Source organism: Streptomyces sp. NBC_00659, from assembly GCF_036226925.1.
Lineage (GTDB): Bacteria > Actinomycetota > Actinomycetes > Streptomycetales > Streptomycetaceae > Streptomyces.
The window spans coordinates 6,364,846-6,389,924 of sequence record NZ_CP109031.1 but is presented as its reverse complement, the minus strand read 5'-3'; the positions used below and the strand labels follow the sequence as shown (position 1 = coordinate 6,389,924).

The following is a 25,079-nucleotide window of genomic DNA, read 5'->3' as shown; positions in this document are numbered from 1 at the left end:
GTTCCTCGACTCCCAGAAGACCGCGGTGGACGGCTCAGACATCAAGCAGGCAACTACTACACGCCGAACCTCAGCATCTGCTGAACCCGGCATGCGACAGCCGGGGCGCTCAATGAAGTGCCCCGGCCCCGTCTCTAGGGATCTTCCGTGCTCGAAGCGTCAATCTCCGCCGTGCCGGGCCTAATAACAGCCTTCCTGATCTTCGGTGCACTATTCGCCCTGCCCACGGTTTTCCTGCTGAAAGCCCGCGCCAAGCCGTGGCGACTGCCGACCGCCCTCGCCGTATACGTGGCCGGCATCCTTTCCGTTACCATGCTGCCTGGCAGTGCTGGCCTGGAGGCCGCGCAGTGCGATATGGGCGCGCCGATCCATCTGTTCACCGACGAAAGCGCACTGCTGAATGTCGCGCTTTTCGCTCCCGGCGCCTTCCTCGCTGTTCTCGCCCTGCGGCGCCCGGTGACTGTCGCAGCCGCCTTCGCGTGCCTCAGCGGAGCCGTTGAACTCATCCAGTCGCTGGGGCATCTGGGACGTTCATGCACCCTGACGGATCTCACGGCAAATGCGACGGGATCGGTCCTTGGGGTGGGTGCCGGGACACTCTGGTGCCTGGTTCACCGAACCCCCGTATATCGCCCCAAGCGAGACGTTGCGTGGGGGGTATCCGTTCTCATTCTCGGCGGCGGCTTGTGTGCGGCCCTGTTCTTGACCCAAATTGAGTCAGTCGACGTCGTTGCCAAGGACGATGCTCGGCAGCGGCGCGTCGACGTGGCGATCGACGCAAACGAGTGGCTCTCCACGGCAGCGAAAGCAACCTTCGGCACCGACACTGAAATCGTCAGTAGCAGTGTGAAATTCATCGGCGACAAGCAGAAGGTCACCGCTGAGACTAATCGCGGGAGTATCGCGGGATGGTGGCCCGAGAAGCACCTCGAAACTGCCTGGGCGAAAGACAATCGCGGCGACAAGGGAACCGCAAGCCAGAAGGATGCGGTAGCCACGGCCGATCGATTCGCCCGGAAATGGTTCCCTGACAGTGTCGACGGAAGTACGCAAAAGGTGCGCGTGCTGGGTGAAGGTCCGACTCGCGCCTACATGGTGACGTACCGGCGGTACAAGGACGGCGTACTGATGCCAATGCGCCTGGACATCACCATTACTACCGCGAAGCGCATCCTCGGCTTCAACGCTCGAACGTTGGCAGACCCAAAACTTCCTAGCATCACCGTGGACGAGGAGAAGGCGCGTGAACTCGCACACGACGCTACTGGGAAGGCCACCGAATCCACGCTGCTCCTGGCGCAGCAGATAGCAGGCGCGTGGCGGCACCAGGCGCCTTCTAAGCGCGCGTCCGCACCTGCAAGTCCCGAAGTCACGTGTCCGTCACGCCGGCACCATTCAGTCCTCGGGGTGCCCGGTGGCCGTCAGTTGAGACACCACGACAGCTAGATGGTGCGATGTTGCCCAGGCGCGCCACTCAGTACCTCCTCCCGCCTTCTGGCGCCTGCGTTGGGCGCACTCCTGAAGGCGCGCGTCGCCCCAGGACGTGGCAGCTCCCGCGACAGGCCAGTGAGGTGAATTGACGAGGTCCTGACTGAGTGTGAAGAAGTCGTCGTTGCCTTGCCGAATCCGCGGATACACGAAGACCTGCCAGTCGGCCGCCGTGGTGTAGCGCATGTTGGGGTCCGGGGTCCCGCGGCTCTTGGGCAGGATGCGGGGGTACGTCACCCCGAAGTCCCCGAAGTCAGGTTGCGGGCCGTGCCACTTCTCGACGACCTTCGCCCAGAGCCGGGCATCTTCCCTAACGACCGGCGTGGCCTGGCCTCGTTTGAAGCCTGTCAGGTTTACAGGGAAAGCGCCGGCCGCCACGCAGAGGCGTCTCCAGGGCCAGGGCGAGAGATGTTTCAGGGCTTCGGTGGTCTCTTCCGCCAGAACCTCCCTAGTCCGGTCCGAGTACACCGGACCGGCGTCAACCAGCAAGTCGACCTCCCCAGGGGCCAGCTGCACTGCACGAAGCAAATCGCGCACCCGATCCTCGCTGGGTAGCGATTCGCCGAGATCAGCGGCTGTAGAGATCCGCAGGCATGCTCCCTGTTGGTGGGCCGCGGCCACCCCTGCCACCTCTCCCAACACGTCATCAGGGTCGGAACACCTGAAGACTGGGGACATAGCAACACCACGTAGCCCCAAAGACTCACCAACTCGTGTTACAGGCCCACCGACGTCTCCCTTGAGCACGCGGACGGGTGGCAGTGCGCCACAGTCAACCGTGAGGACCATGCCGTCCGGAACGTTGTCCATGGCGTGCTCGCAGAAGGTCTCCAGCAAATCTCGGAGCTCCAAGTCCGGCACGATCTCCATCACTGGGCGGAGCTGAGCCTGCACCTCCACCGAGGCGTGGCCCAACGCCAGAAACTCGCCCGCTTTGCCCTTCAAAATCGGAACGTAGACCACCAGCACCCCCCAAGCGCTCCCCACACTCAGCCAGTTGTCGAGCTAGTCGCACTTGCCAGAGTGACCTCGGGAAACAAAGGCAGGTAGAGCGCTGTTCGAGCCACAGGGCTCAAAGCTGAGGGTCGAACAACGCATGCAGGCCGCGCAGCTGCCGCATGCCACTTACGCCTGAGCGCCCTCCGGAGCCGGGACCGCGCGGCAGGTGTCCGAGCTGTCCGGCTGTCCGGTTAAGTCCGTCACCTGCACCAACAAGCCGGACAGCTCAGAGAACCGCTGTCCGGGCTGTCCGGTCACAGATGGCTGTAACACCCAGCGCGGGTGTTACAGCTCGTCGGCGGAGCCGACCTCCCAGTGGACGCAGGAGCCGGAGGCGACTTCCGATCTGACCTACTCCCACGTGGTGCCTCCTGTCGCACTCTGTAACGCCGCACGCACCCCCTAGCTTCGTCGCAGGTCAGAGCCTCGACAACGCCTGCGGTCTTGAATCACCCTTTTCATCTGTTGCGCTTGTTTCGAATATTGCGGATACTTCGATGAGTAAGGCAGCTGCCCGCCATGACCCCAGAACGATCACCAGGCCACCCTGGCGGTAGGCCCCGTCGCCGCGCCAACGTCCGCGGGGCCTACCGTCACGCCAGCCCGCCACCGCGCCAACGGCGGCGGACTATCCCTGGCGCCCACCCACCAAATCTAGGGGCGCACACATGACCAAGACTGACATTCGTCCGGTCAAGCTCCCGGACGACAAACAAGAGACTGCGAACCATGCCCTCACCAGGGTCCGGGCCTACCTGACAGAGCACCAGGAGGCTTCCCAGATCACTGTCACTGTTCAAGACGGAGGCGATCGTGAGCCCTTGGCTCTCCCTCGCGAGGCCGTAGAGCTCCTCGCTTCACTCCTGGCACACCTTGGCGCCGGCCGGGCCGTGTCAGTCGTTCCGTCCGACGCCGAGCTCACCACTCAGCAAGCAGCCGACATGCTCAACGTGTCCCGACCCTTCCTCATCGGCCTCTTGGATGCCGATGAGATTGAATACCGGACCGTTGGCACACACCGCAGAATCACCGCGTCGTCTCTATTGGAGTACCAGCGCAGGGACGACCACCGTCGCCGAGGTGTGGCTGATGAGCTCACCCAGCTCGGCCAGGAGATGGGAATGATCTAGGCCATGGCTTTCGTCGCCGTCTACGACGCCAACGTCCTGTATCCGAGTACCTTGCGTGACGTTCTCATTCGCGTGGCGCAGGCAGGGCTTGTACAGGCGAAGTGGACGGACCAGATCCTCGATGAGACCTTCCGCAATCTAAAGAAGAATCGGCCGGACCTGGATGAGAAGAAATTAGATCGTACGCGGGAGCTGATGTCAGGGGCGATCCGGGATGTGCTGGTCAAGGGGCACGAACCGTTGACCGACATACTCGATCTGCCGGACCCCGACGACCGGCACGTCCTGGCCGCTGCCATCAAAGCAAAAGCACAGGTGATCGTCACTTCCAACCTGAAGGACTTCCCTGCCGACAAGCTGTCTGTGTGGAACGTGCAGGCCGTCCATCCAGACGCCTTCGTCGAGGCGCAGGTCGATCTCTCCCCCAGGCTGGTATACGGGGTGCTTACGCAGATAGCGGATGCTTGGGAGAACCCGCCGAACGCAGTGGTCGCGGACGTGATCGGTTCACTGGAGCGAGAAGGCCTGGTGGCGTCAGCAGCCGCGCTGCGAGCCTTGACCTAGGTACCTACTGCCGCCTGTGCCTAGCCAGCCCGGCAGAGCACGGGGCTCCAGGCGTGAGCAAGCTTTCGCAACCCGTGCGCGCGACACGCCTCCGACACACTCGTAAGCCGTAGAGCCTGGCACCAGGCCGCGCCAACCGCGATGGGGACGATGCGGTGAACGATGAGTGGGAATGACTGAAGGAAATACCGGCTGGCACGGAAGTTCCCGAGACTCTCTCCGCACCCCGACCGCATCGCCGGCATTCAGCCTCACAGGGCAATACACCTAGTGTTTGATGCCGAACGAGGGGGTCTCTTGTCGAGGTACACGGCAGAAGCGGAAGCCGGGATGAAAGGAATCACCTTTCCTGCCTGGCACGGACCTCACTATGTGACGCTGGCTGAACTGCTGGTCCGTCTTGGCAGCTTTGGCCTGGGTCTGCGGTGGCGTGTCGAGTGCGAGGAGAAGTGGGACCTCACCGCGGAGTTGGAGCGTCGGTCCGCGGGCGACGGTATGGACGCCCTGACGCTGCTCTCACTGACAACCCCTGGAGTCCAACTGATCGACGCCGAAGCTTGCGGGTTCGCGGAGGACGTACTGGTGGTCGTCCTGACCGAGGTGGACAGCTCGTTTTGGGACGTCAGGAGTGTTGACGAGCGCGTGCTCAGCGCACTTCAGCACCACTACCAGGGCACTACCGCGCTCTGAGCGGCCCCTCATCCAGTACGGAGCCACAGGCGGAAGAAGCAACCGTCACTGTGCCATGAAAGACGTAGGCCCTCTTGCCGTAACGGGTCGTGACCGCCCTGAACGTCTTGAGCCTGTCGGGGAGGCCTGCACTTGGGGGCAGCGAAATGAGGGGCTTGGTTCTTGGTTCTTGGTTCTTGGTTCTGGGTTCTGGTCAGATGCCGTCTATGCGGTCGAGCAGTTCCTGGGCCTCGACGGTGCGGCGGTGATTCGGACCGAACAAGGCCAGGCAGGCATCGTGGGCAGCCGCGGCACGGGGGCGGGCCTCGGCGGCGCGGCCCAGTCCCAGCAGGGCGGTCGCCAGAGCCAGCTCGACGGCGCCGGTCTCGGAGCGGCCTAGTTCGTCCCGCAGGGCGCGGTGCAGCTGGTCGACGCGCTCCGCTTCGGCGAGGGCCTCCTCGTGGCGGGCCTGTCCGTTGAGACTGCGGGCCAGGCCGAGCCGCAGGACTACGGTGAACCGGTCCGAAGCCTGGTGGTCGGCCAGGGCCTCGCGGATGATCGTCTCAGCCTGCTGGTGGCGGCCTTGCGCGTTGAGGGCGAAGGCCAGGCCGTTGCGCGCGCCCGCAGCGGTGAGCGCCATCTCCGGACCTGTTCCGCGGGCCGCGATCTGGGAGACGGCTGCGCACTCCGCCTCGCATTCGGCGTGCCGGCCGAGCGCGGTCAGCGCTTGGGCGCGGTCCGAGCGTAGCTTCAGGGTCTGCACATGCTCGGCGCCGAAGGTCCGGCCGAAGACCGGCAGCAGCTCGTCGTATGCGGCCAGAGCCTCGGCGTGACGGCCCTGGGCATTTGTGGCGAGCGCCGCGATGCCCAGCGCGATCGGCGCCCATGCATCACCGCGCCGCCGGGAGTGGGCCGCCGCTACGCCACGGGCCTCCGCCTCGGCATCGGCATAGCGTCCGGTCACGTACAGGGTCATGGCCGGCACCAGAGGGCTTCTCATCATCTGTCCGAGCTCGTATCGGCCGCGCCGGAAGAGTTTCATGCCCGGATCCTACGAACACCGCGCACGCATGTTCGAGGCAGGTCCGCAATTGCTGTCTCGCCCAACTCGCCGAAGCAGCCGATGACTTGCCGGCCGGGGCACTCTGCCATGTCGGCAAGGACACCCGTCCGGGCTCCGGCAGGCCACGGTGCCCTGCGTCGGGGCCGGCGGTGCGGGGCACGGGGGCGCCCCGCACTCCGACTAGACGAGTATGTCCAGATCGGCGTGCACGTGGCCTCCTGGTCAACGTTGCTCAGCAACGCTGATCCTGGGCACCCTCGTCGCGTTCTCGCAGACGAACACAGAGATAGCAAGGTACGAGGATGAACGGTCACTCTGGGTACTGGGACCCGCTCCCGGCCTCACGAGCTGCTGCCGACGCTCCGGTGCCCGAAGCGGTGCCCAATCTGGTTCCGGCGTTGCCGCACCCCGAGACGTACCTGATGGGCCGTTGGGAAGAACGGAACCGGCGCAACGTACCAGGACCGTTCTACGGCGCCGACACCGACAACTGTTGGTCCGGGCGGATGGCCGCCCCCGATCACGTCCTCTACGACGATGTGACAGGCCAGGAGTTCGTCTATCGCCAGCCCAAGAACGCTTTCGAGGTCGACCGGCTGCTCTTCGCCGCCTGGGCCGATCCCCTCAGCGGCTACGGCTGGGACGGAGACCAGCACTGGACCGCGGACTCTGTCCGGTCGTGGTGGCACGAGCGGAGCCGACTGCGTGAATGGGCCACAAGCCTCAACACCGCATGGTCCGCCCACTCCGATGAGAGCCACCGGGAGGCGACCGCGGGACTGAACGACCTCCTCACCTACCTCGACGGCGCACTCGCAACCGACCTGCGCGTCTACCTCTACCGGCTCCAAGAACGTCGCTCTCCGGACCCCACCGAGGCTCTACCCAGGCTGTAGTCCACCAGGCTTTCGGATCTACTCGTCCAGGCCGTATCTGTCCGTCGACTCACCTCGACCACCACAAGATCCATCATCAAGGTATTCGCGGTCAGGATCACCCGCGGGGTACGGCACGAACAGGCTCAGCCGGTAGGTGGTCGGATGCGTCAGACGCCCGCAGAGCGTGTCGATCCGAGCCAGCTCCCCGTCGAACCTCTCCTTCCCGGCACGCAGGCCACGGAGGTGAGCATTGAATTCCGACTCATCACGAGTCTCGAAGACCACTTCCCAGCGACCCTTGTCCGGAGCGGTGCGAGCGGCGGCCCGTGCCCGTGAGTCTCGTTCCTTGCGTTTCCTCTTCCGCTGTCCTGGCACCAGATCAGCATCAATGCCCCAGCCCGCCACGGCAAGGCCATCGGCCCAAGCCGCAGACGTGAGAAACGATCATTTGTCAGACGTCACAGGAAGAGGAGTTCGACGTCTTTCCGGATACAGAGGCGTAGGACGAGCGCCAGTTGTCGGGCGTCTTCGATGTGCTGCTGGAGGAGGGGGTCGGCGGCCTGCGCTCGCCATTCGCCGGTGATCGCTTCCAACCGGGGCAAGAACGCGGTGCACTCGGCAGTCGAGAGCTCACCGCCACCGTCGTCCGGACGGTCGAGGAAGGGCTCCAGCGTGGTGGAGACATCGCTCCAGGGGCGCTCTCCGCCGAAGCCTCGCATCTCGTCGAGGACGAACCCTTCCGCTTGCGTCAAGCGGCGGCGGAACGCGTTGAAGCCGGTGGAGGACCAGGCGACATCCGGACTGGCGGTGTCCCCGTCGCCCGGGAACAGGATCAGCCCCACGTCGTCCTCCTCGTCCGCCGAGTACACAGGATCGGCTGGAGAGAGCCACACGTGCAACTGAGACGATCACGTGATGGCTGGTGTGATCACGGCGTCGGAGTCGACCTGGATAGCTCCATTCACTGGGCTGAGCCCGCGCCAGTTCGCCAAGCTGGTGACCGTGTTGCGCCGCGAGGGGTGCGGATGCGGTGCGGGGCCGACCGTGGAGCCTGCCGCTGGAGGACCGAGCACTGCTGGTGGCGGCGCACTGGCGCACGATGAGGTGCCCAAAGACCCCGTCAGCAGCGGAAACGCTGAGGCCGGGGTCTTCGCGTATGTGCAGGCAGTTGCAGCCCGAGGCGGCTCTATGCCGGGGGCTGTGGACGAGTGTGGACGGGATCTTGAGGCAGCGGCCCCGGTCGTTGGGCGCAAAGAGCGGGCCGACTCCTTCGCCGCCTCCGTCCTCTGCCCCGGATCACCGATCACCGAGGGCCGCACCGTCGATGCGCCCGCTCCGCGGTCAGGACGTACAGCCAGGGACCGAGCCGACAGGCCGGCAGTTGTTGGGGGTGTTGTCGACGATCCGGCTGTTGACGAGGTTCAGGACGCTGGGGGACGGCGCTTGCCAGATGCCGCCGCCGTTGAGCGCACTGTTGCGCTGCACCACTGTTTTCGTCAGCGTGCTGGTGCCGTCGTTGGCGATACCGCCGCCCATCTGGCCCGCACGATTGTCGGCGATGGTCGTCGAGGAGATGTCCATCGGGGCGCGGTCGTTGTAGATTCCGCCGCCCTGCTCGAAAGCGCGATTGCCGCCGATGTACGACTTCTTGATGGTCAGAGAGGCCCCGGCGGTAAAGATGCCACCCCCAAGTTGCGTAGCCTGATTCCGCTCCACTTTGGTGTTGTCGAGCAGGGTGGTGCTGCGCGGCCCGTTGTAGATGGCGCCTCCCCGCTGTGCCGCGCTGTCCCGCAGAACGCTGTCATGGACTTCGAGGGTGCTGCCCTGGTTGACGAAAATGGCGCCCCCTTGGTTTGCCGTGCTGTTGGTCACCGTGCTGTGCCGGAGGATGAGCGTCCCTCCGTCGGTGGGCAGGTAGGTGCCGGCGTAATCGAGGTAGCCGCCACCGGTCGCCGTGACACCGTCCACGGTCAGGCGCCCATTGGGACCGTCGATCTGCGCGATGCGGAAGGCGTCGGAGGCGTCGGGGTCCCGTCGGATGGTGGTGTTGTGACCCAGCAGGGTGACGGTGCCCGTGATCCGCGGCAGGGCGTTGGCGCCGAGCCCACCGGTCGACGCCGGAGTCGTGACGTTGTAGACGCATTTGGGCGCGAGCCTGATGGTGTGCGGTCCGGTGTTGTCGTTGGCGGCGACGATCGCATTGTTGAGCGCGGCGACATCACAGGGGATGGACACCTGGGGTTCCGCGCTTGCCGCGCTTCCCATGCCAAGCACAGCAACAATCGGCACAGCCAAGACCACGGGGCTGAGTTGACGTCTGAGCATCTTTTCTCCAGGTCGCATTGCGTGATCAATTGATCACCTTCAGCGACCATGACCAGTTTTCCGCGAGCCCGCAACCTGTCATTCGCGGCAAAGGCAGGACCGGCGGCCAGGTATCGACGCGTGCCGGCCGGCACGCGCGGTCGGCACGGCGAAGGGCGCACCAGCGGCGGTGACACAGGCCGAAGGCGGCTGGGAAGCCGTTGGGTACGGAGGTGGTGACCGCAGGATCGTGCCCTCAGTCACTCGTGCTCGCGAAGCCGGTCCTCGATACGCCAGTCATCGTGCTCGCGAAGCCGGTCCCCGATACGCCGGTTGACCACGTCCTGCCGCCCGTCGAGGCACTTCGCGTAGCGGGTCAGCAGGGCCTCCACGATTGCGCGCCTGCTCAGGTCGGCGGCAACACGAGGGTCAACCTGGTTGGAGGCCTTCGGTTTCCGCCAGCGGAGAGCCGTGATCGGATTTCGCGCAGCTCCCCCAAGTCGACCGCGTAGTTCGCGGCATTGACGAGGGTCCACCGCTTACGCCGCACGGTCTCGGCCGCCGTGGCGGACATGAGTGAGTTCCGGTCGGTCCGGCCCGGCGGCGGGTGCCCTGCCCTTGAAGAACGTGGTGAGGGGTCCCTGCCCGTTCTCACGCCGACGCTCGTTTGCGTGGGGTCGACTTCTTCGCGGGCGTCTTCTTCGCGGCGGTCTTCTTGGCCGCTGTCCGGGAGGAGGAGGCGGCGGCAGCTGTGTCGGCGGACTGTTTCGCGGCCGTCCCGGCGGCCGACTTCGCCTTCGTCGTCCGGCCTTCCGTCGTCCGGTTTCCCGTAGTTCGGTTTCCCGTCGTGGACTTCTTTCCCGCCGTCGACTTCGTCGTCGACTTTCTCGGTGTGGTCTTCTTCGCCGCTGTCTTCTTCGCGGTCGACGTCGACTTCTTTCCGCCGACCTCCTTGGGTACCGTGCGGGCCGACCCACCGGCCCGTGTCTTGCCGCTCGGCAGCTGGGTGACCTCGGCGTCCTCACCGGTCCCGGCGGCCTTCTCGGACTCGTCGCCCCGCGATTCCTTGGCCGCGCGCACGCTCTTCTCCAGGGCCGCCATCAGGTCGAGCACCTTGCCGCCGGACTCCTCCCCCGATGGAGCGGCAGGCGCTTCGTGGCCCTCGGCCTTGGCGGTGACGAGTTCCTCCACGGCCTCGCGGTAGTCGTCGTGCAGGTCTTCGAGGTCGACCTCGCCGAGGGTGTCCATCAGGGCGTCGGCCAGGTCGAGCTCCTTGTCGCGGACCGTGATGGCCGTGTCCGGGGCGACCTCGTCGGTGGCGCGGATCTCGTCCGGCCAGAGCAGGCCGTGCATGGCGATGACGTCGTCGACGACGCGCAGCATGCCGAGCCGCTCCCGCCCGCGCAGCGCGAACTTCGCCACGGCGACCTTCTGGCTGCGTTTGAGGGCCTCGCGCAGCAGGATGTACGGCTTGGCGGCGGGGACGCCGTTCGCGGCCAGGTAGTACGCCGTGTCCATCTGGAGCGGGTCGATGCGGTCCGCCGGGACGAAGGCCACGATCTCGATCGTCCGGGTGGTCGGGATGGGCAGCGAGGCCAGGTCCTCGTCCGTGATCGGGATCAGGGTTCCGTCCACGTCCTCGTAGGCCTTCCCGATCTCCGCGGTCGAGACCTCGCTGTCCTCCAGCTCGCACACCTTGCGGTAGCGGATGCGGCCGCCGTCGTCGAGGTGGATCTGGCGGAAGGAGATCGCGTGGCTCTCGGTGGCGTTCATGACCTTGATCGGGATGCTCACCAGGCCGAAGGAAATGGCGCCGTTCCAGATGGATCGCACGTTCAGCACCCTTCAGATCACTTTAAGTAAGGTATGTGCCGGTTTCGTGGGATTGTCATCGTATGACGCCGATCACGGAGGTGGAGGGCAGGAGGCTCGCGCTCACCAATCTCGACAAGGTCCTCCACCCGGCCACCGGATTCACCAAGGGCGAGGTGCTGCACTACTACGCCACGGTGGCGGAGGTGCTCCTCCCCCATCTGCGGGACCGGCCGGTCTCCTTCCTGCGCTATCCCGACGGGCCCGACGGGCAGGTCTTCTTCACCAAGAACGTTCCGCCGGGTACACCCGCCTGGGTCACCACGGCCGAGGTGCCACACACGGAGGGACCCGCGCGCATGGTCCTCGTCCAGAATCTGGCCTCGCTCATGTGGGCGGCGAACCTCGTGACGGAGTTCCACACGCCGCAGTGGACGATCGGCACGCCCGGGATCGCCGACCGGATCGTCTTCGACCTCGATCCGGGCACGCCTGCCACGGTCGTGGAGTGCTGCGAGGTGGCGTTGTGGCTGCGCGAGCGGCTGGCCGCCGACGGGATCGAGACGTACGCGAAGTCGTCCGGGTCGAAGGGGCTCCATCTGCTGGCCCCCGTCGCGCCGACGCCGTCCGCCGACGTCAGCGCGTACGCGAAGGGGCTGGCCGTGGAGGCGGAGAAGGCGCTGCCCCGACGGGTCGTGCACCGGATGACACGGAACCTGCGCCCGGGAAAAGTGTTCGTCGACTGGAGTCAGAACGCCGGCCGCAAGACGACCGCCACTCCCTACACGCTACGGGCCCGGGCGGAGCCGACGGTGTCCGCACCCGTGACCTGGGACGAGGTCGAGGGATGCGGGTCGCCGGCTCAACTCGCCTTCCAGGCAACGGACATCCCGCCCCGCGTGCAGGACTTCGGCGATCTCCTGGCCCCGCTGTTCGACCCGGATCGTGCCGGACAGCTGCCGTGAACGCGGGGGCGTGCCGGACGGCTGCCGTGAACGCCGGGGCGTGCCGGACGGCTGCCGTGAGAGCTTGGGCGTGCGGGCGGCTGCCATGAACACTGGGGCGCAAGGCGAGAGCCGCGGGGTACGAGGCGAGGGGCCCTTCACGCGCGCAGCCACGTATGCCGGTCTCGGGCCATCGCGTGCAGGGCCTCCACGTCCGCCGGTTTGAGCACCCCGCCGAGCCGCCCGAGGTCCGCGATGTCGGTGTCCCGCAGGACACGGACCTCGCGCGGAGGAGTCGGCGCGTCCAGGCGCGCGGGGCCGACCACGGCGAGGACGGCGTGGACCTCGGCGGTCAGGGCATGGGACGCGCGGTCGGCGTCGGAACGGATCCGGCGGAGCAGCGGACGTGATGCGCGGCGGCCTACGGTGACCATCGGGTCGGTGATCAGGACGCGCTGCTTGTGGGCGTGCAGGGCGTGCAGGGAGAAGAGGCCGGCGGGGCCGATCAGCAGGTGATGGATGCGGTCGCCGCCCGGGAGCGGGACCGAGTGCAGGATGTGCAGGCCCCCTCCCTCCAGCCGGTCGAGGGCCACGCCGACGGTCTGCTCGGCGGCGAGCGCGCGGCGGCGCGGGTCGGGGCGCAGCCGGTGCGCCGGGCCGGGGTCCCGGTCGAGGTCGATCAGCAGGGCCTCGCCCGGCCGGTTGGGCGCGAGGTCGTCGTCCGGGTGGAGGGTCAGGCGGGCCAGCTCGGCCGAGGTCGGCACGGGCGGTGGTCCGACCGTCACCGGGCCGGTCAGGAACGGGCGCAGAACGCCGAGCACGTCCTCGCGCCGGTCCTCGCTGAGCAGATTGACCCTGGCCGTGTCACGGTCGTACCAGGCGACGCTCCTCCCGTCGGTCAGGCACACGTACAGGCGCTCCTGTCCATGGCGCCGGGCCGGTACGACGCGCAGTCCGTTCATACCCATCACCCCATGACCATGGGAACAGGCGGGGTGCTCCAGGGGCAAGAACCCGGTTACCTTTGGCAGGAGTTGGGGCAGTTGGGTGGGAGGCGCCGTTGCGAACTCGCAGAAGGTATCCGGATGTTCCGGCCCCGGACAGCCCGTGGAGTGAGATCGTGCCCGGCCTGTGGATGGGCGGCCACGAGTTCACGGGGCGTTCGGGACAGCCGCAATCCGTCGTCGTGAACGACGAGTTCGACCTGGTGCTGACGCTGCTGCGGCAGCCGGGGCACGGGCCCGACCCGGGGGTCGAGCATCATGTGTGGCCGATACCGGACGGGCCGCTGGACGGTACGCAGCTCACCGGGGTCATGCGGCTCGCGCGGGCCGCCGACGACGCGTTGGAGGACGGGCGCCGGGTGCTCGTCCGCTGCCATCACGGGTACAACCGCTCGGGGCTGGTCGTCGCGCACGCGCTCGCCCTGGCGGGGTACACCGCCGACGACGCGATACGGCTGATCCGGGCCCGGCGCTCGCCCTGGGCTCTGCACAACGAGCTGTTCGTGGAGTACCTGCGGGCCGGGCTCCCCACGGCACGCCTTCTCGAAGAACTCGCGGAGTAGCCGCCGGGGCAGGCGCTCCCGCGGCGAGGAGAGGAAACGGGCCCCATACGGCGTACGCCGAGACCGCGCGGCTGCTCGAGGACTGCGGGCAGCCGGGCGCGCGCGGCCGCACGTGCCCGGTCCTGCGGGCGTACTACCGCGATCTCACCGGCGACGGGAAGGCCGACTTGGTGCTCGGGAATCTGGTGGCGAACGCCCACAAGCACGGCAGAAGGCCGGTGGTGCTGACCCTGGACGGCCCGGTCGTCACCGTCCGGGACCACGGGGACGGTTACCCCGGCTACCTCGTGGAGCACGGCCCGCAACGCTTCCGTACCGAGGGCGGCGCCAAGGGCCACGGGCTGGGCCTGACGATCGCGCTCGGCCGGGCGGAGGTCCTGGATGCGCGTCCGGAGTCCGCCGGCGCCCCGGACGGCGGTGCGCCGGCGACACTGACGCTCCCTCAGGGCGGACGGCGGGAGCCGGGCGTCCCCGATGGCGGAGTGTGAACTGCGCTCCCGGGCTCCCGATCCTAATGTGGCGATAAGTCAGCTTCACCCCCTTCCTGGAGGAGCCCTCCATGTCCCTGCGGTCCCGATACACCCGAATCGGTATGGCCCTCGCCACCGGCAGCCTCGTCGCCCTCGCCGGTGCCGCCCCCGCCCTCGCCGACGGCGACGGCGGCTCCGGAAGCGGTGACCATCAGCAGTGGAGCAACGGCGCCGACGGCCACCAGTGGAGCGACGGTGGTGACGGAGGCGGTGACGGCCGCGAGCAGGGCGCCGGTGGCGACGGGGGCGGCCAGTCGTGGAGCAACGGTGACGGCGGGGGCGGTGACGGCGGGGGCAACCAGAACTGGGACAACGGCGGCGGGGGCGGCAACAGCTGGGACAACGGGGGCGGGGGCGGCAACCAGAACTGGAACAACGGCGGCGGTGGCGGTGACGGCCGCGAACCGGCGAACGTCAACGGGAACGGGAACGGGAACGGGAACGGCCAGAACAATCCGCGGCTGTACCAGGGCCGGGTCACCGCTCATGGCGGGCTGGCCCTGCGCAGCTCCCCGACACGCGGCAGCCAGCTGATCCGGGTCGCGCGGCAGGGGGAGATCGTCTCCATCTTCTGCAAGACCCCCGGCGAGACCGTCGACGGCAACCCGAACTGGTACCTCCTCACGGACGGCACCTGGGCCTGGGGCGCCGCTCGCTACATCGACAACATCGGCCCCGCCCCCCGCTGGTGCTGACACCCGGGGCGACGGCGGACCGGACCCTCGGTTCGTCATCGCATGACGGGACATCGGGTAACGGGACATCGGGTCGCCCGCTTGCTACGTTCCGGACATGATCCAGCCCGGAATGTCCGGAACCTCCGGAACGGCCGTGGCGGCTGACCCGGCTCCTCCCGCCGAACGCCTGCCCAGGCGCCGTGGCATCGAGCTGTCCCTCATCGTCGTCGCCGTCCTGCTCTGCGTGTACGGCTACTGCGCCGTCGGTCTCGCCAGGCACGGCACCGTTCCGCCCGGCGCCGCCGGTTACGGCGCCGGGCTCGGCGTGCTCGCGCTCCTCGCCCATGTCGCCGTGCGCCTGCGGGCCCCCTACGCCGATCCGCTGCTGCTGCCCATCGCCGTCCTCCTCAACGGCCTGGGCCTGGTGCTGATCTACCGGCTCGACCTGGAGACCCCGGCCGACCAGGCGGCTCCCATCCAGCTCGTCTGGTCCACGCTCGGCGTCGCGTTCTTCATCGTCGTCGTGCTCTGTCTGCGCGACCACCGTGTCCTCCAGCGCTACACCTACGTCTCGGTGGTCGGCGCCCTCGCCCTGCTCGTCCTGCCGATCTTCTTCCCGGCGGTGAACGGCGCCCGCATCTGGATCCGGATCGCCGGATTCTCCATCCAGCCGGGCGAGTTCGCGAAGGTCCTGCTCGCCGTCTTCTTCGCCGGCTACCTCGCCGCCAACCGCAACGCGCTCGCGTACAGCGGCCGCCAGATCTGGCGGTTCCGGCGGCTCCAGCTGCCCACCGGCCGCGTCCTCGGCCCGATCGTGGCGATCTGGCTGCTCAGCGTCCTGGTCCTGGTCCTGGAGCGGGACCTCGGAACCTCGCTGCTCTTCTTCGGCCTGTTCGTGATCCTGCTCTACGTGGCCACCGGCCGCACCGGTTGGATCGCGGTCGGGCTGCTGCTCGCCTGCGTCGGCGCCCTCGCCGTCGGCCGCCTCGAACCGCATGTCCACAGCCGGGTCGAGGACTGGCTGGACCCTTTCGCCTCGATCACCGCCGGCCAGGGACCCAACCAACTCGCCCAGTCCCTCTTCGCGTTCGCCGCCGGCGGCATGCTCGGCACCGGCCTGGGGCTCGGCCATTCGGTCCTCATCGGCTTCGCCGCCAAGTCCGACTTCATTCTGGCCACCGCGGGCGAGGAACTCGGTCTGACCGGCCTGTCCGCGGTCTTCCTCCTCTACGCCCTCCTCGTCGAACGCGGCTACCGCGCGGGCCTCGCTCTGCGCGACCCCTTCGGCCGGCTGCTCGCGATCGGCCTCGCCTCGATCGTGGCGCTCCAGGTCTTCGTCATCGCGGGAGGCGTGACCGGCCTGATCCCGCTGACGGGCATGGCGATGCCGTTCCTCGCCCAGGGCGGCTCCTCCGTCGTCACCAACTGGATCATCGTGGCCCTGCTGATCCGGATCAGCGACTGCGCCCGCGGTCAGTACGACGGGACACCGGCACCATGACCAAGTACATCCGCCGGGCCGTCGGGCTGTGCGCCGTGCTGCTCGTGGCCCTCCTGGTCAACGCCGCCCGCGTCCAGGTCGTCGAGGCCCCGTCGTACGACCGCAATCCCGCCAACCGCCGTCCGGCGATCGCCCGTTACGGCCAGCCGCGCGGGGACATCGTCGTCGACGGCCGCACGGTCACCGGCTCCAAGGACACCGGCGAGCAGTTCCGCTACGAACGGACCTACCTGGACGGGCCGTTGTACGCCGCCGTCACCGGCTTCTCCTCACAGCTCTACGGGACCACGCTGCTGGAGGGCACCGAGGACGGCATCCTCTCCGGCACCGACCCGATGCTGACCCCGTTCCCCCTGTTCAGCGGCCTCACCCGGGCCCGCGGCTCCGGCGGCAGGGTCGTCACCACCCTCAACCCGGCCGCGCAGCGGGCCGCCTACGAGGGACTCGGCGGCCGCCGGGGCGCGGTCGCCGCGATCGAACCGTCGACTGGGCGGATCCTGGCCCTGGTCTCCACGCCGTCGTACGATCCCGCGCGGCTGTCCGGGACGGGGCCGGACGTCACCGGGGCGTGGGCCGGGCTGAACGGCCGGGCCGACAAGCCGATGCTCAACCGGGCGATCCGGCAGACGTATCCGCCGGGGTCGACGTTCAAGGTGCTGACCGCCGCCGCGGCGCTGGACTCGGGTGTCGTGGACGATGTCGACGCGCCCACCAGGTCACCGAACCCCTACCGGCTTCCCGGCACCACGACCAGGCTCACGAACGAGATCGAGGGCTGCGAGGACGCCTCCCTGCGGTACGCCTTCACCTGGTCCTGCAACACGGTCTTCGCGAAACTGGGCGTGGACATCGGGCTCGACGACATGACGAGGACGGCGGCGGACTTCGGCTTCAACGACCGCAAGCTGCGCATCCCCTTCTCGGTGGCGCCCAGCAACTTCGATCTGCGGCTCGACAGGGCGCAGTTGGGGCTCTCCTCCATCGGCCAGTTCGACACCCGGGCGACTCCGTTGCAGATGGCGATGATCGCGTCGGCCGTCGCGGGCGACGGTTCGGTCAAAACGCCCTATCTGGTGGAGCGGACGACCACGCACAGAGGCGCGACGCTCAGCACGACCGGTCCGCGCGTCCTTCATCAGGCGATGAGAGCGTCGACCGCGCAGCGCATGCGCGAGCTGATGACCGACGTGGTGGAGAAGGGCACCGGGACCGTGGCCGCCATTCCCGGTGCCACCGTCGGCGGAAAGACCGGCACCGCCCAGCACGGCATCGGCAACTCCGGTACCCCGTACGCCTGGTTCATCTCCTGGGCCCGCGCCGACGGCTCCATGGAGCCCGCGGTGGCCGTCGCGGTCGTCGTCGAGGATGCCGCCGCGAACCGCGGGGACATCACCGGGGGCGGGTTCGCGGGGCCGATCGCCCGGACTGTGATGGAAGCGGTGCTGGGCTCTTGAAGGGGGCTCCCACTCCGGAGCGCTTCATCGCGCGCCCAGGTCCTGGCCTGTCGCGGCCCGGGTTCGGCCGGTCTCGCTCTGGTTCCGGTTCCGGTCGCCCCGGTTCCGGTCCGCCCCGCCCCGGTTCCGGTTCCGGTCGCCCCAGTTTCAGTCTGCCTCGCCCAGGTTCCGGTTCGGGTCGCCCCGGGTTCCGATTCGGGTCGCCCAGTCCGTGAGACGGGGGCTGTGCCGTTCCTCCCGGCCGACCTACCGTTCGGCCATGACTTCGTCGACAGCCTCGTTCGAACTCGCCCAGGTCAACGTCGCTCGCCTCAAAGCCCCTTTGGATTCCCCCCAGTTGAAAGATTTCGTGGAAGCCCTCGAACCCGTGAACGCCGTCGCGGACGCGGCGGACGGATTCGTCTGGCGTCTGCAGGACGACTCCGGCGACGCCACGGACTTCCGCGTCCTCGGCGACGCCTGGACGATCATCAACATGTCCACCTGGCGGGACACGAACGCGCTGACGGCGTTCATGTACCAGGGCCGGCACCGCGAGCTGATGGCACGGCGCCGTGAGTGGTTCGAGCGGCTGGAGGAAGCGGTGACCGCACTGTGGTGGGTTCCGGCCGGCCACCGTCCCACGGTCGCGGAAGCCGAGTCCCGCCTCCTCCACCTGCGCGAACACGGACCCACGCCGCACGCCTTCAGCCTGCGGACCTCCTTCCCGCCGGCGGGGCCGTGATCACGGGCTCCCGCGCCCCTCGTCGATCGTGTTCCCGACCTCCGCCACGCGTTCCCTCTCCTCGGTCGCGAACCGCTCCGCGTCCAGTTGTTCGGCCATCTCCTCGTCCTGGGCCATCAGCAGGTCAAGGTTGGAGTTGCCCATGTCGAAGACGCCCATGTCCACGTAGGCGCGCTGGAGGCGTTCGCCCCACAGGCCGATGTCCTTGACGCACGGGACGATGCGGCTGAAGAGCAACTGGCGGAAGAGGTGCAGGAATTCGGAGTTCTCACTGAACTCCTCGGCCTCCGTCTTCGGGATGCCGAAGTTCTCCAGGACCTCGACCCCGCGCAGCCTGTCCCGCATCAGATAGCAGCCCTCGATCACGAATTCCTCGCGTTCGCGGAGTTCGGCGTCGGAGAGCTGCCGGTAGTAGTCGCGCAGGGCCATGCGGCCGAAGGCGACATGGCGGGCCTCGTCCTGCATCACGTACGACAGGATCTGCTTCGGCAACGGCTTGTCGGTGGTGTCCCTGATCATCCCGAAGGCGGCCAGCGCCAGGCCTTCGATCAGGACCTGCATGCCCAGGTACGGCATGTCCCAGCGCGAGTCGCGCAGGGTGTCGCCGAGGAGGGACCGGAGGTTGTCGTTGATCGGGTAGAGCATCCCGATCTTCTCGTGCAGGAAGCGGGAGTAGACCTCCGCGTGCCGGGCCTCGTCCATGGTCTGGGTGGCCGAGTAGAACTTGGCGTCGAGGTCGGGGACCGATTCGACGATGCGCGCCGCGCAGACCATCGCGCCCTGTTCGCCGTGCAGGAACTGGCTGAACTGCCAGGAGGCGTAGTGCTTGCGCAGTTCACCCTTGTCCCGGTCGGTCATCTTCGTCCAGTACGGGGTGCCGTACAGGGTCATCGCCTCGTCGGGGGTGCCGAGCGGATCGAGGGGATCGACCTCCAGGCCCCAGTCGATGCGCTTCTGACCGTCCCACTGCTTGTCCTTGCCCTTCTGGTAGAGGGCGAGCAGCCGGTCACGACCGTCGTCGTACTCCCAGCTGAAGCGGGCCGCCCCCGAGGCCGGTATCTGCCAGTGGGGATCTCCCGAGTCCGCGGCGTACAGCTCATGCGTCGGCATACTTCGCAGGCTCACACGGAGTAGACGCGCCGTCAACAAGTCCGGCACAGGGGATTGACGAGCTTGCTGACAAGCAGTCTCATAAGTGGTGACCGCCGGTAACCCATAGAGATCCCGTACGACGAGGTGGGAACAGCCATGACGACGGTGCCCGAAGCCGATGTGCTCCGTGACGCGCTCGGTCTGCTCAAGGACCGGGAGCAGGTGGCCGAGCGCCTCCTCGACTCCTCCGCCAAGCACTCCTTCGACCCCGACAAGGAACTCGACTGGGACGCGCCCTTCGAGGAGGGCAAGTGGTTCTGGCCGCCCGAGCTGGTGTCGCTGTACGACACCCCGCTGTGGCGGCGGATGAGCGAGGAGCAGCGGATCGCGCTGTCCCGGCACGAGGCGGCCGCGCTGGCCTCGCTGGGCATCTGGTTCGAGATCATCCTGATGCAGCTGCTGGTACGGCACATCTACGACAAGGCGGCGACGAGCGCGCATGTGCGGTACGCGCTGACCGAGATCGAGGACGAGTGCCGGCACTCGAAGATGTTCGCGCGCCTGATCACGCGCGGGGGCACGCCGTACTACCCGGTGAGCCGGGCGCATCGGAATCTGGGACGGCTGTTCAAGACCATCTCGACCACTCCGGGGTCCTTCACGGCGACACTGCTCGGTGAGGAGATCCTCGACTGGATGCAGCGGCTGACGTTCCCGGACGAGCGGGTGCAGACCCTCGTCCGGGGGGTCACGCGGATCCACGTGGTGGAGGAGGCGCGCCATGTCCGGTACGCCCGGGAGGAGTTGCGGCGGCAGATGCTCACCGCGCCGCGGTGGTCGCAGGAGTTCACCCGGGTCACCTCGGGCGAGTTCGCCCGCGTGTTCTCGGTGGCCTTCGTCAACCCCGAGGTCTACACGAACGTCGGGCTCGACAAGCGCGAGGCCCTGGCCCAGGTGAAGGCCAGTGGGCACCGGCGGGACGTGATGCAGACCGGGGCCAGGAAGCTGACGGACTTCCTGGACGACATCGGGGTGCTGCGGGGGGCCGGGCGGCGGCTGTGGAAGTCGTCGGGGCTGCTGGCCTGAAGTGACTCCCGGGCGGCTGCGGACTCGCGCGGGGTTCGGGGGCGCTCGGCCCGGGTGCCGGGCGTCCGATGCGGCTCCGGACCCGTTTCGGTTTCGGGGTGGCGCTCGGCCCGGGGACGCCGGGCGTCCGATGGGGGGCGGGGCCGCGCCGGTGCATCCGCCCGCATCCGAACGGATCCCACCGGCGTTCCAAGCGGGCGCGCGTCGTGATCCGTCCGGCCTGCGGGCATGTGATGTACCGGCACGGCCCCTCGCGTTGTACGGCGGCTGCGGGAGGTACGGGGCTCGGGCCCCGGACAGGCCTCGGTGTCCGCTCTTCCGCGCTGTTCGCGAGGGTGTGCGGATGGGCGGTTACGCTGCCGGACATGACCTCGCAGGCTTCCACCCCCGCTTACCGTCGGCTCAGTGTCGAGGAGCGGCGCAGTCAGCTGCTCGAAGCCGCGCTGTCCCTGTTCGCCCAGCGGGTGCCCGAGGAGGTCTCGCTGGACGATGTGGCGGAGGCGGCCGGGGTGTCGCGGCCGCTCGTGTACCGGTATTTCCCCGGCGGCAAGCAGCAGTTGTACGAGGCTGCCCTGCGGTCCGCCGCCGAGGAGCTGGAGCAGTGCTTCGCGGAGCCCCCGGAGGGGCCGCTGACCGAGCGGCTGTCCCGGGCCCTCGACCGGTACCTCGCGTTCGTGGACCAGCACGACGCCGGATTCAGCGCTCTGCTCCAGGGCGGCAGCGTCATCGAGACCTCGCGGACCACGGCCATAGTCGACGGAGTCCGCCGGGCCGCCGCGGAGCACATTCTCGATCATCTGGCGGTGAAGGATCCCGGGCCCCGGCTGCGGATGACCGTCCGGATGTGGATCACGGCCGTGGAGGCCGCCTCGCTGATCTGGCTCGACGAGGACAAGGAACCGCCGCTGGACGAGTTGCGGGACTGGCTCGTCGAGCAGTTCACGGCGGCGCTCGCGGCGAGCGCCGGGAGCGATCCGCAGACCGCCGCGGTGGTCCGGGCCGCGCTCGCGATGGAGCGCCCCGACGGCATCGCGGGGGCGCTGGTCCGGCGGGTGCTGCCCGTTGTCGAGAATGCGGGCCACCTGCTGTGACACTGGTCCGGTGAAGAGCGAAGACACCCCCTTTGTCGGCGGCCCGCTGGACGGGCGCGTCCTGCCGGTCCTGCTCGGGATCACCGGCCACCCGCCGAAGACGTACCGGATCCCGGTGCCCGACCCGGACGGCGGCAAGTCCACCGTTCTGGTCTACCGGCGTGTCCAGGCGGCCACCAGCAAGCGGCTCGGTCTGCATCAGGGGTGGAAGTACGAGTACGCCCCCGAGGGCGACGCGTCGGAGCGCCGGTTCAAGCTGCCCTGGTCCCCGGGCACGCACAAGGACGAGGGCGGCGGCGCCACGCCGGGCGGCAACGCCGACGAGTGACTTTCTTGGGCCGAAGCGCTCTTCCGGCGCGCGCCCGGGATGCGGCGGCCCGATCCTGCCGGTGCGAAACGGGTGGCGGACCGGCCACCCCGGCAACGGAGGTGACGGCATGTCAGGAAGGCTTCTGCGTCTGGTCTGTACGGCGGCGGTGGCGGTCGGGGCGCTCCTCCCCTCCACGCCCGCGGTGGCCGCCCCCGAGCCCGGCCCGGCCTCCGGCACCGGCGCCCAGCGGTCCGTCACCTCGTTGCTGACGGAACTTCAGCGGCTCTACCGGGACGCCGAACGCGCCACCGAGACGTACAACGGGACCGCCGAGAAACTGAAGAAGCAGCGCGCGGAGGTCGCCGGGCTCGATGCCCGCCTCGCCAGGGCCCGTCTGTCGCTGGAGGACAGCCGGGTCGCCGCCGGACGGCTGGCCCGGCAGCAGTACCAGAGCGGGGGCGAGATCTCCCCGTACGTACGGCTGCTGCTCGCCCGGGATCCGCAGCACGCCCTCGACCAGGGGCACCTGATCGGGCAGTTGTCGCTGGAGCGGGCCCAGACCGTGCGGCGGTTCACGGGCCGCGAGAAGCAGGCCGACGGGCTCGCGCGCGCGGCCCGCAAGGCGCTGGACGCACAGCTCTCCCTCGCCGCACGCCGACAGAAGGAGCGGGACGAGGTGCGCGAGCGTCTCGACGACGTACAGCGGCTGCTCGCCTCCCTGACCGCGGAACAGATCGCCGAACTGGACCGGGTGGAGAAGTCGGGAACGGACACGGCCCAGAAGAAGATCATGGCGTCCGGCGCCCTCAGCAGCGTGCGGCCGCCCACGCGGGAGGGCGAGGAGGCGTTGCGCTACGCCGTCGAGCAGATCGGGAAGCCGTACGAGTGGGGTGCGGAGGGGCCGAAGACCTTTGACTGCTCGGGGCTGACGTCACAGGCCTGGGAGCGGGCCGGCCGGTCCATCCCGCGCACCAGCCAGGACCAGTGGGCCGAGCTTCCGAGAGTCCCGCTGGACAAGCTGCGTCCCGGTGATCTGGTGATCTACTTCCCCGAGGCCACGCACGTCGCCCTCTACCTCGGCGAGGGGATGGTGGTGCAGGCCCCGCGGCCGGGGGCGAGGATCAAGGTGTCCCCCATCGCGGCCAACCCGCTGCTGGGTGCCGTACGCCCGGACCCGGACGGGGAGCCCTTGCGCCACTACACGCCGCCGGAGTTTCCCGAGAGCGCCACGGACGGATCCGACGAGGGTTACGCCTCGGCCGCTCCGGTGACCGCACCGAGGTAGTGGAAGCTCCCGGACGGGCGGGAGATGGGACCGGCTCCGGTCCCGGACGGGCGGGAGGCGGGACCCGTTTCGCCGGGCCGGATGCTCTGCGTCCTGCCGGAATCGAACGGACCGCGAACCTCGTGCGTCCTGGGACCATGAAGACATCGCACCGAACCGCCGTCCTGCTCCTGAGCGCCGGGCTGATGCTCACCGGCTGCTCGTCCCCGACCGACACCCCGGCCGCCGAGGGGTACCGCGGCCCCACCCTGCCCGCCCGCACCGCCGAAGGGGGCCACTGGAAGGAAGGGCCCGCCAAGCCCGTGCAGCACAAGCCGTACCCGTACGACCTCTATACGCACTGCGGGATCAAGTGGGCCAGGTTCGGCGGGCGTTGGTGGGTCCTCGACACGGTCTTCCCCGGTGTCGAGCAGGTCCGGGGGAAGAAACCCTCGCGGTACACCCAGACGCTCGCCGGCTATATGACCCTGATCGGCCCGGACACCGCGAACTTCGACGCGGCCGGGATGCCCACGCTGCAATTCGTGCCGGCCAGGAAGAACCCGCCCGGCTGCGACTAGCCGTCGGCGGACGTAGCCGCCGGCGGACGGGTGAGGCCTGTCGCCGCCCGGCGCGGGTGAGGGCCGGGCGGCGGACCTTGAGACCGTCAGGCCCCGGTGACCGACGCCAGGTACGCGCCCGTCTTCTCGGGGTCGTAGAAGAAGTTCTCGAAGTCGGCCGGGTTGTTGAAGCCGTTGGCGAACCGGTCTGCCACGGGCGGGAGTTGGCCCGCCGCTCCGATCAGGTTGAGCACGTGCTCCGGCGGGACGCCCAGCATCGCGTTGGTCCACTTGGTGACGTGCTGCGCGGTGTCCCAGTAGCGGTCGAACGTCGCCTGCATCCATTCCTCGTCGAAGGGCTTGTCGCCCTGCTCGACGATCGAGGCGAGGTAGGCGGCGGCGCACTTGGATGCCGAGTTGGAACCCTGGCCGGTGATCGGGTCGTTGGCCACGACGACGTCGGCGACGCCGAGGACCAGTCCGCCGCCGGGCAGCCGGCCGATCGGGTTGCGGACGGTGGGGGCGTACCGTCCGGACAACGTGCCGCCCGCGTCGGTCAGTTCGACGTTGGTGGCGCGCGCGTACTCCCAGGGCGTGAACCGCTCCATGAGTTCCAGGGTCAGGGAGAGGTGCTCGGCGGGGTCCTTGACGCCGTTGAAGACGTCGAGCGGGCCGCCGGGAATGCCCTCCCAGAAGAGGATGTCCGCGCGTCCCGAGGTGGTGAGCGTCGGCATGATGAAGAGCTCGCCGACACCGGGGACCAGGTTGCAGCGGACCGCGTCGTAGTCCGGGTGCTCCGGGCGCGGGCCCAGGCCGTGCACGTAGGACACCGCGAGGGCGCGCTGCGGCTCGGCGTACGGGGAGCGGGAGGCGTCACGGCCGAACATGGAGACGAGTTCGCCCTTGCCCGCCGAGACGAGCACCAGGTCGTAGGCGCGGGAGAAGTAGTCGAGGTCGGAGACCGCGGCACCGTGGATGACCAGTTGGCCGCCGCGCTGCGCGAACGTCTCCATCCAGCCCGCCATCTTGACCCGCTGGTCGACCGACTGCGCGTAGCCGTCGAGCTTGCCGACCCAGTCGATGGCACGCTGCGAGGGGCCCGGGTCGAAGGAGCCGGGGACGGCGACGGAGACCCCGAGCCCTTCGATCTTCGGGGCCTGGGACTCCCAGAAGTTCAGCTGAAGATCGCGCTCGTGCTGGAGCGCCGTGTCGAACATGCACTGCGTCGACATGACCCGGCCGGAACGGATCTCGTCCGCCGTCCGGTTCGACATCAGGGTGACCTCGTACCCGTGCGACTGGAGTCCGAGGGCGAGTTGGAGTCCGGACTGGCCGGCTCCCACGACGAGTATCTTCCGCATGCGGGTTGCTT

Annotated in this window: 25 protein-coding genes and 3 pseudogenes; 18 read left to right on the top strand and 10 right to left on the bottom strand. The window is 68.5% G+C overall.

The window, feature by feature from the left end:
• The first annotated feature begins 147 nt into the window (after window positions 1–147).
• A complete protein-coding gene (locus tag OG410_RS28040) occupies window positions 148–1,446 on the top strand; it encodes a VanZ family protein (protein WP_329301658.1) in 1,299 nt (432 codons plus the stop codon).
• On the opposite strand, the gene OG410_RS28035 is transcribed toward OG410_RS28040, so the two are convergent.
• The gene (locus OG410_RS28035; protein WP_329301657.1) at window positions 1,396–2,457 is read right to left on the bottom strand and encodes a beta family protein; all 1,062 of its coding nucleotides are present in this window, start codon (window positions 2,455–2,457) and stop codon (window positions 1,396–1,398) included. The two genes, OG410_RS28040 and OG410_RS28035, sit on opposite strands and share 51 nt — an antisense overlap.
• Before the next feature lie 698 nt (window positions 2,458–3,155).
• Here OG410_RS28035 and OG410_RS28030 point away from each other — a divergent pair.
• The 3 genes from OG410_RS28030 to OG410_RS28020 all read left to right on the top strand — a co-directional run bounded on the left by OG410_RS28030 (window position 3,156) and on the right by OG410_RS28020 (window position 4,871).
• Window positions 3,156–3,617, top strand: a complete 462-nt coding sequence (locus OG410_RS28030; protein ID WP_329301656.1) for a helix-turn-helix domain-containing protein — start codon at window positions 3,156–3,158, stop codon at window positions 3,615–3,617.
• Between the two features lie 3 nt (window positions 3,618–3,620).
• Window positions 3,621–4,181 (top strand): PIN domain-containing protein, encoded by a 561-nt coding sequence (locus tag OG410_RS28025; protein WP_329301655.1) that lies wholly within the window; start codon window positions 3,621–3,623, stop codon window positions 4,179–4,181.
• Window positions 4,182–4,553: 372 nt separating this feature from the next.
• Window positions 4,554–4,871 carry a hypothetical protein gene (locus OG410_RS28020; RefSeq protein WP_329301654.1) on the top strand — a complete coding sequence of 106 codons (318 nt, stop codon included), beginning with the start codon at window positions 4,554–4,556 and terminating at the stop codon, window positions 4,869–4,871.
• Between the two features lie 8 nt (window positions 4,872–4,879).
• Here OG410_RS28020 and OG410_RS42640 read toward each other — a convergent pair.
• Together OG410_RS42640 and OG410_RS28015 are read right to left on the bottom strand one after the other, a co-directional pair.
• Window positions 4,880–4,989 (bottom strand): annotated as a pseudogene (locus OG410_RS42640) (IS5/IS1182 family transposase); the annotation flags it as partial.
• Window positions 4,990–5,064: 75 nt separating this feature from the next.
• Entirely contained in the window at window positions 5,065–5,826 is a 762-nt protein-coding gene (locus OG410_RS28015; protein ID WP_329301653.1) for a tetratricopeptide repeat protein, read from the bottom strand.
• Window positions 5,827–6,215: 389 nt separating this feature from the next.
• On the opposite strand from OG410_RS28015, the gene OG410_RS28010 reads away from it, so the two are divergent.
• Window positions 6,216–6,809, top strand: a complete 594-nt coding sequence (locus OG410_RS28010) for a ferredoxin (RefSeq protein ID WP_329301652.1) — start codon at window positions 6,216–6,218, stop codon at window positions 6,807–6,809.
• Between the two features lie 440 nt (window positions 6,810–7,249).
• Here the strand turns inward: OG410_RS28010 and OG410_RS28005 are convergent, their stop codons facing one another.
• The gene (locus OG410_RS28005) at window positions 7,250–7,633 is read right to left on the bottom strand and encodes a hypothetical protein (protein ID WP_329301651.1); all 384 of its coding nucleotides are present in this window, start codon (window positions 7,631–7,633) and stop codon (window positions 7,250–7,252) included.
• 73 nt (window positions 7,634–7,706) lie between these two features.
• On the opposite strand from OG410_RS28005, the pseudogene OG410_RS28000 reads away from it, so the two are divergent.
• Window positions 7,707–7,890: pseudogene (locus OG410_RS28000) on the top strand (IS5/IS1182 family transposase); the annotation flags it as partial.
• Window positions 7,891–8,132: 242 nt separating this feature from the next.
• Here the strand turns inward: OG410_RS28000 and OG410_RS27995 are convergent.
• From OG410_RS27995 to ku, 3 genes are all read right to left on the bottom strand, one after another.
• Window positions 8,133–9,092 carry a hypothetical protein gene (locus tag OG410_RS27995; protein WP_329301650.1) on the bottom strand — a complete coding sequence of 320 codons (960 nt, stop codon included), beginning with the start codon at window positions 9,090–9,092 and terminating at the stop codon, window positions 8,133–8,135.
• 263 nt (window positions 9,093–9,355) lie between these two features.
• Window positions 9,356–9,487: a hypothetical protein gene (locus tag OG410_RS27990; RefSeq protein ID WP_329301649.1), complete on the bottom strand. Its 132-nt coding sequence runs from the start codon at window positions 9,485–9,487 to the stop codon at window positions 9,356–9,358.
• A 259-nt stretch (window positions 9,488–9,746) separates the two neighbouring features.
• Window positions 9,747–10,928, bottom strand: a complete 1,182-nt coding sequence (ku, locus tag OG410_RS27985; RefSeq protein ID WP_329301648.1) for a non-homologous end joining protein Ku — start codon at window positions 10,926–10,928, stop codon at window positions 9,747–9,749.
• 62 nt (window positions 10,929–10,990) lie between these two features.
• Between ku and ligD the strand changes: the two genes are divergently transcribed.
• Window positions 10,991–11,872, top strand: coding sequence for a non-homologous end-joining DNA ligase (gene ligD, locus OG410_RS27980; protein WP_329301647.1), 882 nt, complete (start codon window positions 10,991–10,993; stop codon window positions 11,870–11,872).
• A 137-nt stretch (window positions 11,873–12,009) separates the two neighbouring features.
• Here the strand turns inward: ligD and OG410_RS27975 are convergent, their stop codons facing one another.
• Window positions 12,010–12,813: a nuclease-related domain-containing protein gene (locus OG410_RS27975; RefSeq protein ID WP_329301646.1), complete on the bottom strand. Its 804-nt coding sequence runs from the start codon at window positions 12,811–12,813 to the stop codon at window positions 12,010–12,012.
• Window positions 12,814–12,911: 98 nt separating this feature from the next.
• On the opposite strand from OG410_RS27975, the gene OG410_RS27970 reads away from it, so the two are divergent.
• The 6 genes and pseudogenes from OG410_RS27970 to OG410_RS27945 all read left to right on the top strand — a co-directional run bounded on the left by OG410_RS27970 (window position 12,912) and on the right by OG410_RS27945 (window position 18,304).
• Window positions 12,912–13,418 (top strand): protein-tyrosine phosphatase family protein, encoded by a 507-nt coding sequence (locus tag OG410_RS27970; protein WP_329301645.1) that lies wholly within the window; start codon window positions 12,912–12,914, stop codon window positions 13,416–13,418.
• Window positions 13,419–13,576: 158 nt separating this feature from the next.
• Window positions 13,577–13,906: pseudogene (locus tag OG410_RS27965) on the top strand (ATP-binding protein); the annotation flags it as partial.
• Between the two features lie 71 nt (window positions 13,907–13,977).
• Complete coding sequence (locus OG410_RS27960) at window positions 13,978–14,643, top strand: SH3 domain-containing protein (protein WP_329301644.1); 666 nt, start codon at window positions 13,978–13,980, stop codon at window positions 14,641–14,643.
• Window positions 14,644–14,740: 97 nt separating this feature from the next.
• Window positions 14,741–16,126, top strand: a complete 1,386-nt coding sequence (locus tag OG410_RS27955; protein WP_443063801.1) for an FtsW/RodA/SpoVE family cell cycle protein — start codon at window positions 14,741–14,743, stop codon at window positions 16,124–16,126.
• Window positions 16,123–17,580, top strand: coding sequence for a penicillin-binding transpeptidase domain-containing protein (locus OG410_RS27950; protein WP_329301643.1), 1,458 nt, complete (start codon window positions 16,123–16,125; stop codon window positions 17,578–17,580). The genes OG410_RS27955 and OG410_RS27950 overlap by 4 nt, the downstream gene beginning before the upstream one ends.
• A 259-nt stretch (window positions 17,581–17,839) precedes the next feature.
• Window positions 17,840–18,304: a DUF3291 domain-containing protein gene (locus OG410_RS27945; RefSeq protein WP_329301642.1), complete on the top strand. Its 465-nt coding sequence runs from the start codon at window positions 17,840–17,842 to the stop codon at window positions 18,302–18,304.
• Here the strand turns inward: OG410_RS27945 and OG410_RS27940 are convergent, their stop codons facing one another.
• Entirely contained in the window at window positions 18,305–19,414 is a 1,110-nt protein-coding gene (locus OG410_RS27940) for a ferritin-like domain-containing protein (RefSeq protein ID WP_329301641.1), read from the bottom strand.
• Between the two features lie 138 nt (window positions 19,415–19,552).
• Between OG410_RS27940 and OG410_RS27935 the strand changes: the two genes are divergently transcribed.
• The 5 genes from OG410_RS27935 (at window position 19,553) to OG410_RS27915 (ending at window position 23,728) form a co-directional block, all read left to right on the top strand.
• Entirely contained in the window at window positions 19,553–20,482 is a 930-nt protein-coding gene (locus OG410_RS27935; RefSeq protein WP_329301640.1) for an AurF N-oxygenase family protein, read from the top strand.
• A gap of 365 nt (window positions 20,483–20,847) precedes the next feature.
• The gene (locus OG410_RS27930; RefSeq protein ID WP_329301639.1) at window positions 20,848–21,573 is read left to right on the top strand and encodes a TetR/AcrR family transcriptional regulator; all 726 of its coding nucleotides are present in this window, start codon (window positions 20,848–20,850) and stop codon (window positions 21,571–21,573) included.
• A gap of 10 nt (window positions 21,574–21,583) precedes the next feature.
• Window positions 21,584–21,901 (top strand): hypothetical protein, encoded by a 318-nt coding sequence (locus OG410_RS27925; protein WP_329301638.1) that lies wholly within the window; start codon window positions 21,584–21,586, stop codon window positions 21,899–21,901.
• Window positions 21,902–22,010: 109 nt separating this feature from the next.
• Window positions 22,011–23,168, top strand: a complete 1,158-nt coding sequence (locus tag OG410_RS27920) for a C40 family peptidase (protein WP_329301637.1) — start codon at window positions 22,011–22,013, stop codon at window positions 23,166–23,168.
• A gap of 137 nt (window positions 23,169–23,305) precedes the next feature.
• A complete protein-coding gene (locus tag OG410_RS27915; protein WP_329301636.1) occupies window positions 23,306–23,728 on the top strand; it encodes a hypothetical protein in 423 nt (140 codons plus the stop codon).
• A gap of 86 nt (window positions 23,729–23,814) precedes the next feature.
• Here OG410_RS27915 and OG410_RS27910 read toward each other — a convergent pair whose 3' ends face one another.
• On the bottom strand, window positions 23,815–25,068 hold the full coding sequence (locus OG410_RS27910; protein ID WP_329301635.1) for a styrene monooxygenase/indole monooxygenase family protein: 1,254 nt from the start codon (window positions 25,066–25,068) through the stop codon (window positions 23,815–23,817).
• Window positions 25,069–25,079 lie beyond the last annotated feature (11 nt).

Bases quoted from the DNA above. Each gene is read 5' to 3' on its own strand.
- OG410_RS28030 (WP_329301656.1), top strand. From the start codon at position 3,156: ATGACCAAGACTGACATTCGTCCGGTCAAGCTCCCGGACGACAAACAA.
- OG410_RS28015 (WP_329301653.1), bottom strand. From the start codon at position 5,826: ATGACCCTGTACGTGACCGGACGCTATGCCGATGCCGAGGCGGAGGCC.
- OG410_RS27945 (WP_329301642.1), top strand. From the start codon at position 17,840: ATGACTTCGTCGACAGCCTCGTTCGAACTCGCCCAGGTCAACGTCGCT.
- OG410_RS27950 (WP_329301643.1), top strand. From the start codon at position 16,123: ATGACCAAGTACATCCGCCGGGCCGTCGGGCTGTGCGCCGTGCTGCTC.
- OG410_RS28025 (WP_329301655.1), top strand. From the start codon at position 3,621: ATGGCTTTCGTCGCCGTCTACGACGCCAACGTCCTGTATCCGAGTACC.
- OG410_RS27975 (WP_329301646.1), bottom strand. From the start codon at position 12,813: ATGAACGGACTGCGCGTCGTACCGGCCCGGCGCCATGGACAGGAGCGC.
- OG410_RS27955 (WP_443063801.1), top strand. From the start codon at position 14,741: ATGATCCAGCCCGGAATGTCCGGAACCTCCGGAACGGCCGTGGCGGCT.
- ligD (WP_329301647.1), top strand. From the start codon at position 10,991: ATGACGCCGATCACGGAGGTGGAGGGCAGGAGGCTCGCGCTCACCAAT.
- OG410_RS27910 (WP_329301635.1), bottom strand. From the start codon at position 25,068: ATGCGGAAGATACTCGTCGTGGGAGCCGGCCAGTCCGGACTCCAACTC.
- OG410_RS27940 (WP_329301641.1), bottom strand. From the start codon at position 19,414: ATGCCGACGCATGAGCTGTACGCCGCGGACTCGGGAGATCCCCACTGG.
- OG410_RS27960 (WP_329301644.1), top strand. From the start codon at position 13,978: ATGTCCCTGCGGTCCCGATACACCCGAATCGGTATGGCCCTCGCCACC.
- OG410_RS27920 (WP_329301637.1), top strand. From the start codon at position 22,011: ATGTCAGGAAGGCTTCTGCGTCTGGTCTGTACGGCGGCGGTGGCGGTC.
- OG410_RS27930 (WP_329301639.1), top strand. From the start codon at position 20,848: ATGACCTCGCAGGCTTCCACCCCCGCTTACCGTCGGCTCAGTGTCGAG.
- OG410_RS27915 (WP_329301636.1), top strand. From the start codon at position 23,306: ATGAAGACATCGCACCGAACCGCCGTCCTGCTCCTGAGCGCCGGGCTG.
- OG410_RS27935 (WP_329301640.1), top strand. From the start codon at position 19,553: ATGACGACGGTGCCCGAAGCCGATGTGCTCCGTGACGCGCTCGGTCTG.
- OG410_RS28010 (WP_329301652.1), top strand. From the start codon at position 6,216: ATGAACGGTCACTCTGGGTACTGGGACCCGCTCCCGGCCTCACGAGCT.